Origin of the sequence: Ruegeria sp. EL01, from assembly GCF_900313035.1 — a bacterium.
Classification (GTDB): domain Bacteria; phylum Pseudomonadota; class Alphaproteobacteria; order Rhodobacterales; family Rhodobacteraceae; genus Ruegeria.
In genome coordinates this window covers 215,155-228,943 of the sequence record NZ_OMPS01000048.1, presented here as the reverse complement: position 1 = coordinate 228,943, position 13,789 = coordinate 215,155, and the positions used below count along the sequence as shown (strand labels likewise).

At 55.7% G+C, this 13,789-nt stretch carries 13 protein-coding genes; 5 read left to right on the top strand and 8 right to left on the bottom strand.

All coding sequences use genetic code 11. The features are described 5' to 3' along the window. Window positions 1-97: 97 nt before the first annotated feature. Both D9K61_RS25275 and D9K61_RS25270 read left to right on the top strand, forming a co-directional pair. Window positions 98-607, top strand: a complete 510-nt coding sequence (locus D9K61_RS25275) for a hypothetical protein (protein WP_120635972.1) — start codon at window positions 98-100, stop codon at window positions 605-607. 10 nt (window positions 608-617) lie between these two features. Then, window positions 618-824 carry a helix-turn-helix transcriptional regulator gene (locus tag D9K61_RS25270; RefSeq protein ID WP_120635971.1) on the top strand — a complete coding sequence of 69 codons (207 nt, stop codon included), beginning with the start codon at window positions 618-620 and terminating at the stop codon, window positions 822-824. A 48-nt stretch (window positions 825-872) separates the two neighbouring features. Here the strand turns inward: D9K61_RS25270 and D9K61_RS25265 are convergent, their stop codons facing one another. The 8 genes from D9K61_RS25265 to D9K61_RS25215 form a co-directional block, all read right to left on the bottom strand. Next, a complete protein-coding gene (locus D9K61_RS25265; protein ID WP_120635970.1) occupies window positions 873-1,214 on the bottom strand; it encodes a DUF427 domain-containing protein in 342 nt (113 codons plus the stop codon). Window positions 1,215-1,277: 63 nt separating this feature from the next. Next, window positions 1,278-3,068: an aminopeptidase P family protein gene (locus D9K61_RS25260; RefSeq protein ID WP_120635969.1), complete on the bottom strand. Its 1,791-nt coding sequence runs from the start codon at window positions 3,066-3,068 to the stop codon at window positions 1,278-1,280. A gap of 74 nt (window positions 3,069-3,142) precedes the next feature. Next, complete coding sequence (locus D9K61_RS25255) at window positions 3,143-4,309, bottom strand: winged helix-turn-helix domain-containing protein (protein WP_120635968.1); 1,167 nt, start codon at window positions 4,307-4,309, stop codon at window positions 3,143-3,145. 296 nt (window positions 4,310-4,605) lie between these two features. Next, the gene (cobT, locus tag D9K61_RS25245) at window positions 4,606-6,483 is read right to left on the bottom strand and encodes a cobaltochelatase subunit CobT (RefSeq protein ID WP_120635966.1); all 1,878 of its coding nucleotides are present in this window, start codon (window positions 6,481-6,483) and stop codon (window positions 4,606-4,608) included. Next, window positions 6,483-7,181 (bottom strand): aspartate/glutamate racemase family protein, encoded by a 699-nt coding sequence (locus D9K61_RS25240; RefSeq protein ID WP_120635965.1) that lies wholly within the window; start codon window positions 7,179-7,181, stop codon window positions 6,483-6,485. Before D9K61_RS25240 ends, cobT begins: the two co-directional genes overlap by 1 nt. A 13-nt stretch (window positions 7,182-7,194) precedes the next feature. Next, on the bottom strand, window positions 7,195-8,181 hold the full coding sequence (gene cobS, locus D9K61_RS25235; RefSeq protein ID WP_120635964.1) for a cobaltochelatase subunit CobS: 987 nt from the start codon (window positions 8,179-8,181) through the stop codon (window positions 7,195-7,197). A 566-nt stretch (window positions 8,182-8,747) separates the two neighbouring features. After that, window positions 8,748-10,400 (bottom strand): BCCT family transporter, encoded by a 1,653-nt coding sequence (locus D9K61_RS25230; RefSeq protein WP_120635963.1) that lies wholly within the window; start codon window positions 10,398-10,400, stop codon window positions 8,748-8,750. 881 nt (window positions 10,401-11,281) lie between these two features. Further along, window positions 11,282-11,905, bottom strand: a complete 624-nt coding sequence (locus tag D9K61_RS25215; RefSeq protein WP_120635960.1) for a DnaJ domain-containing protein — start codon at window positions 11,903-11,905, stop codon at window positions 11,282-11,284. Between the two features lie 106 nt (window positions 11,906-12,011). On the opposite strand from D9K61_RS25215, the gene D9K61_RS25210 reads away from it, so the two are divergent. The 3 genes from D9K61_RS25210 to D9K61_RS25200 are packed head-to-tail and all read left to right on the top strand — an operon-like array spanning window position 12,012 to window position 13,712. Beyond that, window positions 12,012-12,266, top strand: coding sequence for a BolA family transcriptional regulator (locus D9K61_RS25210; RefSeq protein WP_120635959.1), 255 nt, complete (start codon window positions 12,012-12,014; stop codon window positions 12,264-12,266). A 52-nt stretch (window positions 12,267-12,318) separates the two neighbouring features. Next, a complete protein-coding gene (locus tag D9K61_RS25205; protein ID WP_120635958.1) occupies window positions 12,319-13,029 on the top strand; it encodes a hypothetical protein in 711 nt (236 codons plus the stop codon). After that, entirely contained in the window at window positions 13,026-13,712 is a 687-nt protein-coding gene (locus D9K61_RS25200; protein WP_120635957.1) for a hypothetical protein, read from the top strand. Before D9K61_RS25205 ends, D9K61_RS25200 begins: the two co-directional genes overlap by 4 nt. Window positions 13,713-13,789 lie beyond the last annotated feature (77 nt).

Here is a 13,789-nt window from a genome sequence, read left to right as displayed (position 1 = left end):
TTCAATGAGTTTTTTATGTTTTATTTAAATAATACGAAGTAAGGGTTTGCATACTTGACGAGTTGCGATAAGTACGCTCGGCAACACAGGAGGTTCGATGACGTTTCTTGCAAAAGCGGCGATGGCGGTAAGCACGACCTACTATTTCTTTATTTTTGGCTTCCTCTGGCTTGGCCAAATATTGGGCCTTCACAACGAGATATGGGAAATGTTCGATTTTCCGACGCAACCTTCGTCCCCGCCAGTTTGGACGTTGATTATCGGACTGGTACTGACCCTTCTTGCGCTACTGTCACTGGCAGGAGCGTTTCGTGGCGCCTGGTCAATTCTGAACGGCGGGCAGGATCAGGATTTTCGCGATCTGGCGCGCAATCTGCGTCGCATGGCCTGGGGGCTGATCGGGTTCTGGATTGGGTACAACGTCATTTCAGCCGTGATACCGTACCTGATCGTGATCGGTTTGGAGTCGACCGAAGGATTCGAGTTTGGCTGGGACCCGCTGGATCTGGATATTATCTTTGCCATAACCGGTGTTGTGTTGCTGGCGATCTCGCAAACGCTTGGGCGTGCCTGGCAGGCCGAAGATGAAAACAAACATTTTCTCTAAGGGGGACTGCATGACCATTCAGGTGAATCTCGACCTGATGCTAGTAAAGCGCAAAGTCTCCTCGCGGGAATTGGCGGCCGCAATCGGGTTGTCCGAGACGAACCTTTCGCTGATCAAATCAGGCAAAATAAAAGGCGTCCGGTTTTCGACACTGGACGCGATCTGCAAGTATCTTGAGTGTCAGCCAGGCGATATCCTGAGTTTCGAGCCTGACTAAGAAATAGCGGCAGGTCCGACTGCGTTGGCTACTCGGACCTTTCACAGATTAGATCTGTTCGACGTTCACCGATTCCAGTGCATAAAATGCCAGATACCCTTTGATCTGGGCCACGGCCGGGATCGGATTTTCATAACTCCACGCCGCGTTTTCCGTCACCGAAGATTTGTTGACGATGGAAAAATGTGTTGCGTCGCCCTTGTGCGGGCAATGGGTTACCTTGTCGGTCTGATCCAGAAACGCCATCGCGATGTCCGAGCGTGGAAAATAGATCACAGGATCCAGATCGCCTTCGTGCAATTCCAGCGCGTTGTTTGTTTCGCCCAGAATCGCCCCGCCCGAGCGGACGCTCCATTTGCCGGGCGCTTTTTGGATCGTGATCTCAGTCATTTCTACTCCTACTCTCGTCGTGTCAGGGCCTCTCCTCAGCCCGGTCTGTGTAACAGTCCGGTATCAGATCGGCGCGGTTGCGGCATCCAACCACAGTTGCGCGTCCGCGCCCAGCCTTGGCCGGATCTTTTCTACAACATCGCGGTGATAGGCATTCAGCCAAGCGCGTTCATCCGCCGTCAGCATGTCGATCACAATCAAGCGGCGGTCGATGGGGACGTAAGTCAGTGTACGCCAACGCAGCATGGCTCGTTCCGCATCACCACCGGGCAGAGTGTTGGCGTCTTCCACCACCACCAAGTTCTCGATCCGGATGCCAAATGCGCCTTCGCGGTAATATCCCGGTTCATTCGACAGGATCATGCCGGGCTCAAGCGGTACGTGGCTGAGTTTGGACAAACGTTGCGGACCTTCGTGCACGCTCAGATAAGCGCCGACGCCGTGCCCGACCCCGTGGTTGAAATCCTGCCCCGCCAGCCACAGCGGCGTGCGCGCCACGCATTCGATATCGCGCCCTGCTAACCCCACCGGCCAGCGCAGCATCGACAGGTTGATCATGCCCTTCAGCACGCGGGTGAAACAGGCCTTCTCCTCGTCGCCGACCGCGCCAATTGCAATGGTTCTCGTGATGTCCGTTGTGCCATCCAGATACTGACCGCCGCTGTCCAGCACCAGCAGTTGACCGTTCTCCAGCTTGCTGTCCGTCTCGTCGGTCACACGGTAATGCATGATGGCCCCGTTCGGCCCGGTCCCCGCGATCGTATCGAACGAGATGTCCTGCAGCGCATTGTCCTTGCGACGATTTTCTTCAAGCCGCGTCACAACCTGAGATTCCGTCAGACTGCTGGGGGCTTGTGCATCCAACCAGCACAACGTTTCCGTGACAGCGACCGCATCGCGCAGATGCGCTTCGGCGCTGCCCGCGATTTCAGAGGGGTTTTTGCAGGCTTTGGGCAGGGCGCAGGGATCGCCACCTTCGGCCATGCTCTCACCCAGCGCATCCGCCACAATCTTGGGCAGGGTGCCGGGATCAACCTGAATGCGCCCTTCCAACTTGCCCACCGAGTCCAGAAATTCGGACGGATCGTGCACCAGGACATGCGGGCTTAAATGACCTTCCACGCCGACCAGCTTTTCGGCGGCCATGAACAGAACCACTCGGGCGTCGGCGTGCAGAATGGCAAACCCGTGGGCCACTGGATTATAGGGGATGTCCGATCCCCGGATGTTCAACAACCACATGATGGAATCCGGCAGGGTGATCACCGCCGCCGTGCATCCGTCCTGTTTTAAACCATCCGCCAATCGACCGATCTTGCTGTCCGCGGTTTCACCAGCAAATTCAATCGGATGTGCCTTGACCGGGTTCATCGGTGGCGTGGGTTGATCGCTCCAAACGCGGTCCACCAGATTGTCGCATTGCACCAGCGTGATGCCACAGCCGTCCAGATCAACCCGTGCCTTCGCGATCTGCCCCGTTGTGTGCAACCATGGGTCAAACCCGACGTTACCGCCGTTTGGCAACTGTTCCTTCAACCAGGCGCTTAAGCCAACTTCAGGCCAAGGAACCGGCGTGTAATCCTGCGCCACCTGAGCCTTGACCTGCGTCCGATAGCGCCCGTCGACAAACACCCCGGCCACATCTGCAAGTGCCGCGCAAAACCCGGCCGATCCGGTGAAACCGGTCAACCACACCAGCCTCTCATCCCGGGGTGCCACATACTCACCCTGATGGGCATCCGCCCGAGGGACGAGAAATCCGTCCAACCCTTCGCTCGCCATCTCGCCTCGCAAGGCCGCCAGCCGAGGAGGGCCTTGTTCCGGGCGCGCGGTGACTTTGAAAGACTGGAACATGGGGGCCTCATTCTTGACTGATCGCGGTGAAACCTGAGCGCTGTGCCGAGAAATGTCCAGCGCCCGATCCGACCTTAATCGGGGGCTTCAAGGAACGCGGTTAGGCTTTTCATGTAAGTGTCATATGCGGCGTTTCCGGGCAGGGGGATCTGATTGCCGGTTTCCAGGACCACCAGTGAGGCGTTGGGTATTCCTGCCGCCAGTTTCCGCGCCTCTGGCAACGGATGAACTGCAGAATGCCGCCCGTGCAGAACCAAGGTAGGGCATTTTACATCCGGCAACAGATGGACGACGGACGCGCTGTTGCCGGTATCGCGATATTCAAGCTTTTGCTCGCGCGAATAAAGCGACTGCATCTCGTTAACCATCAACCGGACGCTGTCCAGCGGACCATCCGGGAAATAGCTCAGCATGGAACCCATTGCGTATCCGCTTCCGGGCGTTTGCCAACCTTCTTCAATCAGCGTCCGGATTGAATCCGGTTGTTCTGATCCCGCCCGGTGGTCGCGGCCTTCGGCCCAGCCGCCCGCAAGCACCAGTTTTTTCACACGATCCGGATATCGCGCGGCGAAATGGAGGGCGGGAAAGGTTCCGCTGAACTCTGCCAAAATGGAGAACTGGTCAAATCCTGCTGCCTTGGTCACGGTCAGAATTTCATCAATCCTGCGGTCGTAAGTAACCTGCCGGGTGGAATCCGACATTGCGCGGTGATCCTTGTTGTAACGCAGCAAGTGAAACCGATTTGTCATGTCAGTCAGCCGGGTACGCTCGCCCGGCAAGCGCCATTCGGCCTCCAGATCATGAACAACGGACCCTATGCGAAGAACCGGCAACCCATCGCCTGCCAAAGTATACGGGACGATCTGTCCTGTCCGACTTTGGGCATATCGCAATTGCTGCGTTTGCGGGTCATTTTTTTGCGCCTTTGCAGCATCGCGGTTCACGTCTGTCGCCAATTGCAATCCACGCCGCACAATCGTTTTTATGATCCGCTGCGTCTTGCCATCGTCCCCCACGGCTTTCCGGGCCGCAGCGATGCGCGCGCTGATCGTTGAATCCGAGACGAAGCGTCCCTTCCAGACCCGTTCGATAATCTCTTCACGCGGAACCAGCTTGCCGGGGCTTTCCGCCAGCAATTCCAACAGATCAAAGACTTGCGGTTCGACAGATACGGTTTCGCCACTGCGCAACAACACATGACGATCCACATCCAGAACACAATCTGCAAACTCATATCGCATGGGGCGAATACACCCGGTTTTACCCGGCCTCACAAGGTTGAACGGCAATCCCAAAGGTTTCTTAGGGAAATCTCAAGAGTATCTTCAAGCAGGCACGTTAACTCGTTGGCAAATATGAGATCTGAAACAGGAGATCACACCATGATGCCCCCATTCGACATTGCCCTTTTGCAACACCCGGCCGCGCGTCACACACTGCCAGATCCGCGAAACCTCGCAAGCCTGCCTGAAAAACCGGCCCCCAAACCATTGCTTAACCTGTTGGCTGGCTTGTTACTTCACCGACCGCAGCAGGTTTAACTGGCCCGCTTCATCCCCATCACCCGCGCCCGGGCACGGGGGTCGCTGTCAAACAGCGCCGCCAACTGCTCGGTCATCGCACCGGCCAGTTGTTCGACATCGGTGATCGTCACCGCCCGATCATAATACCGGGTCACGTCATGGCCGATGCCGATGGCCAGCAGTTCTACTATCTTACGCTTTTCTACCATGGCGATCACGTCGCGCAGGTGTTTTTCCAGATAGTTGGCGGGGTTCACGCTTAGTGTAGAATCATCGACCGGAGCGCCATCCGAGATCACCATCAGGATCTTGCGTTGTTCACGCCGCGCCAGCATCCGGCGATGGGCCCATTCCAGCGCCTCACCGTCAATGTTTTCCTTCAGCAGGCCTTCTTTCATCATCAGGCCCAGGTTGGGCCGTGCCCGCCGCCACGGCGCATCCGCGCCTTTGTAGACGATGTGACGCAGATCGTTCAGACGCCCTGGTTGCTGTGGGCGGCCATCGTTCAGCCACGCCTCGCGCGCCTGACCGCCTTTCCACGCCCGGGTGGTAAAGCCCAGAATCTCGACCTTCACGTTGCAGCGTTCCAGCGTCCGCGCCAGAACATCGGCGCAGATCGCCGCAATCGAGATCGGACGTCCGCGCATCGAGCCTGAATTGTCCAGCAACAACGTCACAACGGTATCTCTGAACTCGGTATCCTTTTCGACCTTAAAGCTCAGCGGTGTGGTTGGGTTTGCAACCACACGCGCCAGACGGCCAGCGTCAAGAATACCTTCTTCGCGGTCGAATTCCCAAGACCGGTTCTGCTGCGCCTGCAAGCGACGCTGCAACTTGTTGGCCAGACGGCTGACAGCACCTTTCAAAGGCTCCAGTTGCTGATCGAGATAGGCGCGCAAACGCTCCAACTCGGCCGGTTCCGCCAAATCCTCGGCCAAAATCTCTTCGTCATGTGTGTTCAGATAGACCTTATAGTCCGGATCGGCCTCGGACGCGGGCGGCGGGGCAGGTGGCTCCATCGGGGCCTCGCCCTCGGGCATCTCAGCTTCATCGCCCATCTCATCTTCGGCCATCTCGTCCATCGAGACCTGGGCCTGAGATTGATCCTGCTGCTCTTCCTGCGTTTGCTCAGGCGTCGCGTCGGCGTCCTGTTCGTCCTGATCATCCTGACCGGTGCTGTCGGGATCGGGCTGTTCTTCAGCGTCGTCCTCGGCCTGATCGTCCTGTTCGTCGTCCAGCTCATCCGGGTCGTCGCCCAGCTGGTCACCGTACCCCAGATCCTTGATCATTTGGCGGGCAAACTTGGCGAATTCGGCCTGGTCCGAGAGCACCTCATCAAGGTTCTCAAGTACACCGCCGGCCTGTTCTTCGATAAACCCGCGCCATAGGTTCATGACGTTCTCAGCCGCGGGCGGCAGATCGCGCCCGGTCGCCAGATGCCGGATCAGATAACCCGCCGCCACGGACAAAGGTGCCTCTGCCGGTTGCTTGCATTGATCATACCCGCGCCGGATCGCCTCATGCCCGATCTTGACGTCGATATTGCTGGCGGTGCCGGGCATATCCCGGGCGCCCATCGCCTCGCAACGCGCTGTCTCCATCGCCTCATAGAGATCCCGGGCCATATCACCCGGAGGCGCATAGCGATTATGCGTGGCATCGTCATGATATCGGCGCTGCAACGCCAAGGCATCCGCTGTGCCCCGCGCCAGTAAAACCTCTTCGCGCGTCATCCGGCGGCTGACCTGCGGCAAGCGCATCGACTCACCCGTCATCCCTGACGGATCGACTGTATAGCTGACTGTCAGCTCGGGATCGTCGGCCATGACCTTGGTCGCCTCGGCCAGCGCTTTTTTGAACGGATCGGCAGGGTTGTCGTTTGGTTTGCTCATTAGTCTGCCCCTGCTTCTTCAAGCATCATTTCTTCACTTGCCAGACGTGCCAGCACATCCACATGTACATCCAGCGCATCTACAACAGTATAGCCCGGATCCTGCCCGTCAAAAGCAAGGTTCAGATCGGTACCGGCCAACACGATGGCATCGGCGTTCAAATCATCTACCATACGGCGGCCTGCGTCCAGAAACAGCGCGCGATCCCGATCGGAACATATCCCGGCGACTGCCATATCCTGATAGGTCTGCCCCAGCGTTTCGATCTCGTCTTCCAGCGCGACTGACCGGGTCTGGACAAGCTGACCATAAAGTTTTGTCTGCATCACAACCCGAGTGCCCAGCAACCCAACGGTCCCAAACCCCCGAGAGGCGAAATAGGCGTCCAAAGGCTTTACGGCCGAAACCAATGGTAGTGGGGACAGCGGCACTGTTTCGTCGTAGCAGAAGTGCCCACCCAGTGAGGTAATCGCCGCACAATCTGCACCTGCCGCCTGTAACCGATCCAGTAAACCGGCATAGATCTGCGCCTGCGCGTCCCGCTCGTCGGCCAGATTGTTACGGATTAACTTCTGAACATCCGCATTCACGATGGTCAGTTCAAGCGGCTTGCCACGGGCAGCCATGGCTGCGCTCAGCCGTTGATAATACACCACCGTTGCAGCAACGCCAATCCCGCCAATCAATCCGATATGCATGGCGGACCTCCTGTCACCCCAGACTGACGCTCGCCGCGCTTTCCGGCAGTTCCTCGTCAAAACAACGCTGATAGAATTCGGCCACGGTCTGGCGCTCCAGCTCATCACATTTGTTAAGGAAGGACAGGCGGAAGGCATAGCCCACATCGCGGAAGATATCGGCGTTTTGGGCCCAGTTGATCACGGTTCGCGGGCTCATCACCGTGGACAGGTCGCCATTCATGAAGGCGGTCCGGGTCAGGTCGGCGACGGTGACCATCTGGCTGACGGTCTTGCGACCCTCGGCGGTGTTGTACAGCGGTGCCTTGGACAGAACGATCATCGTCTCGGCATCATGGCTGAGGTAGTTCAGCGTTGAGACCAGCGACCAGCGGTCCATCTGCGCCTGGTTGATCTGTTGTGTGCCGTGATAAAGGCCCGTGGTGTCACCCAGACCCACGGTGTTCGCAGTCGCAAACAGGCGGAAGTTCGGGTTTGGCGTGATGATCTCGTTCTGGTCCAGCAAGGTCAGCTTGCCGTCATGTTCCAGCACGCGCTGGATCACGAACATCACGTCTGCACGGCCTGCATCATATTCGTCGAACACGATGGCAACGGGATTACGCAGGGCCCAGGGAAGGATACCTTCGTGGAATTCGGTGACCTGCTTGCCGTCGCGCAGCTTGATCGCGTCCTTGCCGATCAGGTCGATCCGGCTGATGTGACTGTCGAGGTTCACACGCACGGCGGGCCAGTTCAGGCGGGCGGCGACCTGTTCGATATGGGTCGATTTGCCTGTGCCGTGATAGCCTTGGATCATGACGCGGCGGTTGTGCGAGAACCCCGCCAGAATCGCCAGCGTCGTCTCGGGGTCGAACTTGTAGGTCGGATCGATTGCCGGCACGCGGTCACTGCGTTCGGCAAAGCCTTTGACCGCCATGTCGCTGTCAACTCCGAACACCTCACGGACCGAGATCTCTTCGGTCGGTTTTGCGTTGATATCGATCGATCCGTCAGCCATGCGCCTTGTCCTTATGCTTTGCCCGCCCGGCGGGTTTGAACCCGTGTGTGGTGCAACATATTGCTGGTAAGGGCAAGGGAAAGAGACGAGATCAATCCGGTGTCAGGATGTTTCATCGAAACTGGCCTTATCCGCGATATCGAAATCGGCGGAAGCGACCAACGAGCCGTCGTTTTCAGTCGTTGCACCGCCTGCTATCCAGAATGGCTGCTTTCCGACATAGGCAACGAGTTTGGTATGTCGAGGAGAACGGGCGCTTCTGAGCCCACGTCGCAAGTGTTGAGACAATGCTGCGCGCGAGCGCAGCGTGTGGCAGCTTCTAGGCTATGTGGTCCCGCCTCGACAACCTCGCGGTCGCGTTCTTTGTCGGGAAAAGCATCTCGGCGCGTTCCCGCGATCGGCGCGAATGGCCTAGCGGCGCATCTGGTGTCGACTCGTGCTGTTGAGCTAACACCTGATGATTTCGCCATTTGATGACATCGCCCAGAACAATGAACCAGCGACCAGACAAACAAAAACCCCCCGATGTACGCCACCGGGGGGTTAAGATTTGTATTATCAGGTGTTTATTCAGCAGCCTGTCCAGAAGCACCATCTTGTTTTTCACGCATACCGTCGCGGATAAGCGCTTTGAAGAGGGCAAGACCCATCAGTGCCATCACCGCTGAGAACGGCAAAGCCGCAATGATCATCGCCGTATTGATCGCGCTCAGACCGCCAGCAACCAAAAGCACACCAATCACCAAGGTCAGGGCGACGCCCCAAACGATGATGTGTATCTTTGGCTTCTGGCGCGCATCACCCGCTGCGGCGATTGTGTTGATAATCAATACCGCCGAGTCTGCTGAGGTGACCAGGTAAGTCAGCAACAAGACCACGATGATGACAGACATTGCGGTTGCAAGTGCTGGCGACAACATGAAGTTGATCATCGCAAACAGCTGCGAGGAAAGCCCCGCACCGGTTATCGCATCACCCGCACCACCGTTAAGCGTCAGGTCAATTGCCGTTCCACCAACAACGGTAAACCAGACAAAGCACATGACCGATGGTACGATCATTGCGCCCAGTACATATTCGCGAACTGTACGGCCCTTGGAAATACGCGCAAGAAAAAGACCAACGAACGGCGCGAAGGCTATCCACCAAGCCCAATAGAAGACGGTCCAGCCTGCCTGCCATCCGGCAAGCTTGCTTGCGACACTTTCCGGATCACCATCAGCAGTCCACACGGTTACGACCATGGAGGGCAGTGCCAAAATGTAATCCCATATGCCTACAAACAATGCTTCCAGAGCAAAAAGGGTTGATCCGAATATCAGGAAAAACGCCAGAATGAAGAACGACAATCCCATGTTGAGGTTGGACAGCCACTTGATGCCCTTACCAACACCTGAAAGGGCTGAAAGAGTGGAAGCGAACATAACAACTATCAGGGACACCAACATCGCGATGATAGTTGGGCTTCCTTCTGCATTCATCATCCAGTCTGCCCCGGTAATGTTGAACATTCCCGAAGAAAACTGCGAAACACCGTATCCAATCGTTACAGACACACCTAGAATTGTGGCTACAACTGAAACAATATCAATGATGTGCTCCAACGGGCCAGAAAGTGACTTCCCAAACAATGGCACAAGACCGGAACGGATGGTCAGAGGCAATCCACGAGAATATGCGAAGAAGGCCAGCGAAAGGCCAATGACTGCATAACATCCCCAGGCGTTGAAACCCCAGTGCAGGAATGACCATTTATAGGCCGCGCGCACGTTGTTGGCGGTAGAGCCTTCAGAGAGCCCTTGTATGACGTCTGGATTTGTACCGAAGTGATATATTGGTTCACCGGTCGCATAGGTCAGCATGCCGATACCAATACCGGCACCAAACATCATCGAAAACCAAGAGAATCGAGAGAATTCAGGCTCGTCCTCGGCCTTACCCAGCTTAAGCCTTCCGGTTGCCGGCCAAATAGCCAAGACAATGCACACAGCCATGTAAAATGCCATGACATACATATACCAAGCGCCAGTGTTGGCATCGACGGCAGCGCGAATGCCTTTCAATACATTGCCTGCCTGCTCTGACCATACCGCGGCCCAGAGAATCAAAAGGCCGATCAGGATCTTTGATCCTACGGTCACAATTTGGTTGAAACCCGAATAAAAACCGTTCTCAGCGGTTTCTATGGGTAGGTTTGTTAGTGGTGGTTTAATAGCCATGAATGCTCTCTCCTAGCAGTCTCAATTGGTTAGCTGGCTTTTCAGCAAGACGAACGGATGCGCCACTCCAGCGACAGAAAAGTCTTGCGACCTTGCGCCACCAAAAAAGCTACGTTCCATACACTGGTGTCTGGAAACATATATGTGCATTGAATCTTTTGGACTGCCCGCCTTCATTATCTTCTCCTGAAACACGTTTCTCATTTAAGGAAAATTATTCAGCAATTTATCCCACAAAGCAACAAATTTGTCCCTTAAGGCGCATTGTGATGTAGGAATTCTGCATTCCTGCTGCTGGAGTTGGGCATAAAAATAAACCTTCCCCTTTGAACCGGCCCTTCTATGCACCAGGAGATTTGGATTTGCAGGAACCGCATGATCGAGATGAGTTTTATGTTGTAATCAGCGGAAGAGGCGACATAATCTTTGTGCCCGCTCATCAAACGCATCGTTTTACAAATCTCACTGAGGACTGGTCATCTGGATGATCCTTTGTGGGCCGACCGAGGATTCGGCGTATCTTAGCGAATAAGAATCTAGAAACGGTCGCCGAGCCTCTCGCCACCGCCAAAGTTCGCAGTGGGCAGGCGGATTGAAACTCGTTGAGTTCGATGCGTTTGAATGACCGCAAACGGGAACTTGCTACGCCGCCAAACCACTCTTGCGGCAGATGCGAGGGTTTTCCGCGTCAGCAATAGCCGCACTAGCAAAAGTCGGATGCGTCCCGCACCCTGACCCTTCCAATTAATACACCAAATGTCGGGTATCCGCTGATTTCGACGTGGTGCCCCAGTGCCACCAATGGTCACCATCGGTTCTGTTGAGGACTCACCCAACTACCAAGCGCAGTTCCAGCATGCCCATCCGACGAACAGCCAAACCTATTTAAAGCTCCGGCTGTCCTTGATCTGATCCCAGGCCCATACGACCTCTTGTAGCTGTTCTTCCTGCGAGCGGTCGCCGCCGTTCATGTCCGGGTGCAGTACTTTGATCAGCTTCTTATAGGCCTTGCGTATCTCGGCCTTGGACCAGCTGTCCTGCGCCTCGAGGATCTCAACAGCGCGACGCTCGGTAGGGGGCAAGCGACGGCCGCCGGTGTTTGCGCGGCCCGGGTTTTTGGTCGCGTTTTCGCCCAGGACCTGATGCGGGTCTTCAATGCCCAGCCGCGCCCAGGCGCGGGCTTCGGGGTCGCCCATCGGTTTGGTCTCGCGCTCCCACACTTTGTCCTTGGACCGTTGCGCGTTCAGCTCGGCCTCGGTGGTGCCGTCGAAGAAGTTCCATTTCTGGTTATATTCGCGCACATGCTGCTGACAAAACCAGAAGAAATCATCCAACACGTCCGGAGCTTTGGGCGCGCGAAACTTGCCCGCCTCTTCACAGCCTTCATGGTCGCAGACCCGAACCGAGGTTTCTGACGCACCCGACATGCCGCGACGCCCGCGCGGGTTCTTTTTCTTGGACGTGGAAACGGACATATCGAATCCGAAGGGGTCTGACTTTGCCATGCTCTGATCCTCACGAACGTATCTTTTCGACTCGGAGGCAGCAGTTTAGTCTAAGCAGCCGAAAGTAGAAGAGGGGGACGGCAATTAATTTGCCGTTGAGCAAAAAATGAGCATCACCGAAGAGATCCAAAACCGTCTGCAGACCGCATTTGACCCGCATGAGCTTGACGTCGTGGACGATAGCGAAAGCCACCGCGGCCATGCAGGTTTTCAAGAGGGCGGCGAAAGCCATTTCAACGTCCGAATCCGCGCGTCTGCGTTCGAAGGCCAATCCCGCGTCGCCCGGCATCGCGCGGTTCACAAGGCACTGGGCGACATAGTGCCGCGCATCCATGCGCTGGCGTTGGACATTGGGGTTTAACCAAGAAACCTGCCTTTGTTCTGCCTTAGATTGTATCTATTCGAACGTTGAAATGATCCAAGTATTCAAACCTCTCTTAATCGTTGTGCTGCTCTCAGCCTGGTCGGGCGTTCAAGCGCAGACACAAAATGTGCACCTCCACCTGAATAGTGGTCGTGTTTCTGAGGAACTGAAAATACTCACACCCGAGTCCAGTTTTGCGTGCAACGCTCCGGCGCGCCCCTCAAAAGTCGATTCTGTCGTGGCTTTGGTTCCACAGACGCATGACCTGTCATCCTTTGTCCGAACAGCGCGACGCACAAAGCCGGTCGTGGTGCGGCGAGGTGGCCAAACCGATGCCAAGGGGCCAGAAAGCCAGGCTCGGTTTGCAACGAAGTTCTATTCAAGGGAGCAGGCTGCAGATGCTGTAGATGTGGAGTTTCGCACAGTGCTCTACTTTTGCGAATACCTTGGTTTTCCTGAGTTTGTGGGCCTTGTTTACACGGTTTCGGGCGAAGTTGGGAATTTCACGGTTCACAAAAGAGATGCTGTAACGCCGGATCAGAGCGAGAGCTTTTCGCTAACATATCAGCGAACATTGCGCCGGAGATGGAATTACGACAAGGGTGAGGTTGAAGCACCTGATGTCTTAGGTAGTCTGAACTTTTTGTTGAAATTAGGAGACATTCCTTTTCAGACAAAAGAAGGTGACGGCGAGATGCTGGTGGATTTGAGACTTCGCGGTTCCATAGAGTTCCCCATGCCCGAGGATCGTCAAAAATGAACCACGTGTTATTCGGTAAAGCTGTACGGCTTGTATTTCTAGCGTCTTTGGCCTTCGCGATTTTGAACACTCCGGTTGCTGCCCGCACATGGGAAATTGAATTCTGGCCCAGTGAATTCACAATAGCCAAGTTGAGAGACCTGGAGCCGGGTGTGGCGCGCGCCTCTTGCCCCGTTGGATTTCGACCCATGCGTCTGTCGACTCAAATCGATTTGCGTGACACTGGGGAACTGACCGTCAATACGTCGTCCCCCGAGCACTACAAGTCCACGAAGATTGACACGGCACGCGTTCGCAATAACCTAAACCTGATACTTGACGTTGACCTGACAGGTTGCGCCTATTCGAAACACTTCTTACCGCAAAGTGGCCACGTAGATGTGTCCGGTGTGTTCGGGACGGGTGACATTAAACCAACCCGGTTACATTTTCAGGCGGCCGGTGGTGAAAACAACGCAGGAATTTGGTATACGGCGCAGTTGTCTGGAGCGCCGCGGCCAAGAAGGGTAGGATGGAGTAGCGTTATCGAACCTCCGGCTCAGCTTTCCGTTGAAAAAACACTCGGAATTTTGGGGATCGGCGTTTCAGATGATCCGTTTTCTGTCCTATCGGGGGAATATGAAAAAGACTTTGTGGAATTCAAGCTACGCGGTCTAAGGGTCTTTGTTGTTTCAGATGACTAGGTCATTGGGCTCTTTTTGGGTCTCAAAGCGGTCTGAAAAAATTACTTTCTTGGCTTTTGCTGCGGTATCTCGCAGCG

What these genes read in the sequence shown, in the direction of transcription:
- D9K61_RS25275 (WP_120635972.1), top strand. Translation starts at nt 98, where the DNA reads ATGACGTTTCTTGCAAAAGCGGCGATGGCGGTAAGCACGACCTACTAT.
- D9K61_RS25270 (WP_120635971.1), top strand. Translation starts at nt 618, where the DNA reads ATGACCATTCAGGTGAATCTCGACCTGATGCTAGTAAAGCGCAAAGTC.
- D9K61_RS25265 (WP_120635970.1), bottom strand. Translation starts at nt 1,214, where the DNA reads ATGACTGAGATCACGATCCAAAAAGCGCCCGGCAAATGGAGCGTCCGC.
- D9K61_RS25260 (WP_120635969.1), bottom strand. Translation starts at nt 3,068, where the DNA reads ATGTTCCAGTCTTTCAAAGTCACCGCGCGCCCGGAACAAGGCCCTCCT.
- D9K61_RS25255 (WP_120635968.1), bottom strand. Translation starts at nt 4,309, where the DNA reads ATGCGATATGAGTTTGCAGATTGTGTTCTGGATGTGGATCGTCATGTG.
- cobT (WP_120635966.1), bottom strand. Translation starts at nt 6,483, where the DNA reads ATGAGCAAACCAAACGACAACCCTGCCGATCCGTTCAAAAAAGCGCTG.
- D9K61_RS25240 (WP_120635965.1), bottom strand. Translation starts at nt 7,181, where the DNA reads ATGCATATCGGATTGATTGGCGGGATTGGCGTTGCTGCAACGGTGGTG.
- cobS (WP_120635964.1), bottom strand. Translation starts at nt 8,181, where the DNA reads ATGGCTGACGGATCGATCGATATCAACGCAAAACCGACCGAAGAGATC.
- D9K61_RS25230 (WP_120635963.1), bottom strand. Translation starts at nt 10,400, where the DNA reads ATGGCTATTAAACCACCACTAACAAACCTACCCATAGAAACCGCTGAG.
- D9K61_RS25215 (WP_120635960.1), bottom strand. Translation starts at nt 11,905, where the DNA reads ATGGCAAAGTCAGACCCCTTCGGATTCGATATGTCCGTTTCCACGTCC.
- D9K61_RS25210 (WP_120635959.1), top strand. Translation starts at nt 12,012, where the DNA reads ATGAGCATCACCGAAGAGATCCAAAACCGTCTGCAGACCGCATTTGAC.
- D9K61_RS25205 (WP_120635958.1), top strand. Translation starts at nt 12,319, where the DNA reads ATGATCCAAGTATTCAAACCTCTCTTAATCGTTGTGCTGCTCTCAGCC.
- D9K61_RS25200 (WP_120635957.1), top strand. Translation starts at nt 13,026, where the DNA reads ATGAACCACGTGTTATTCGGTAAAGCTGTACGGCTTGTATTTCTAGCG.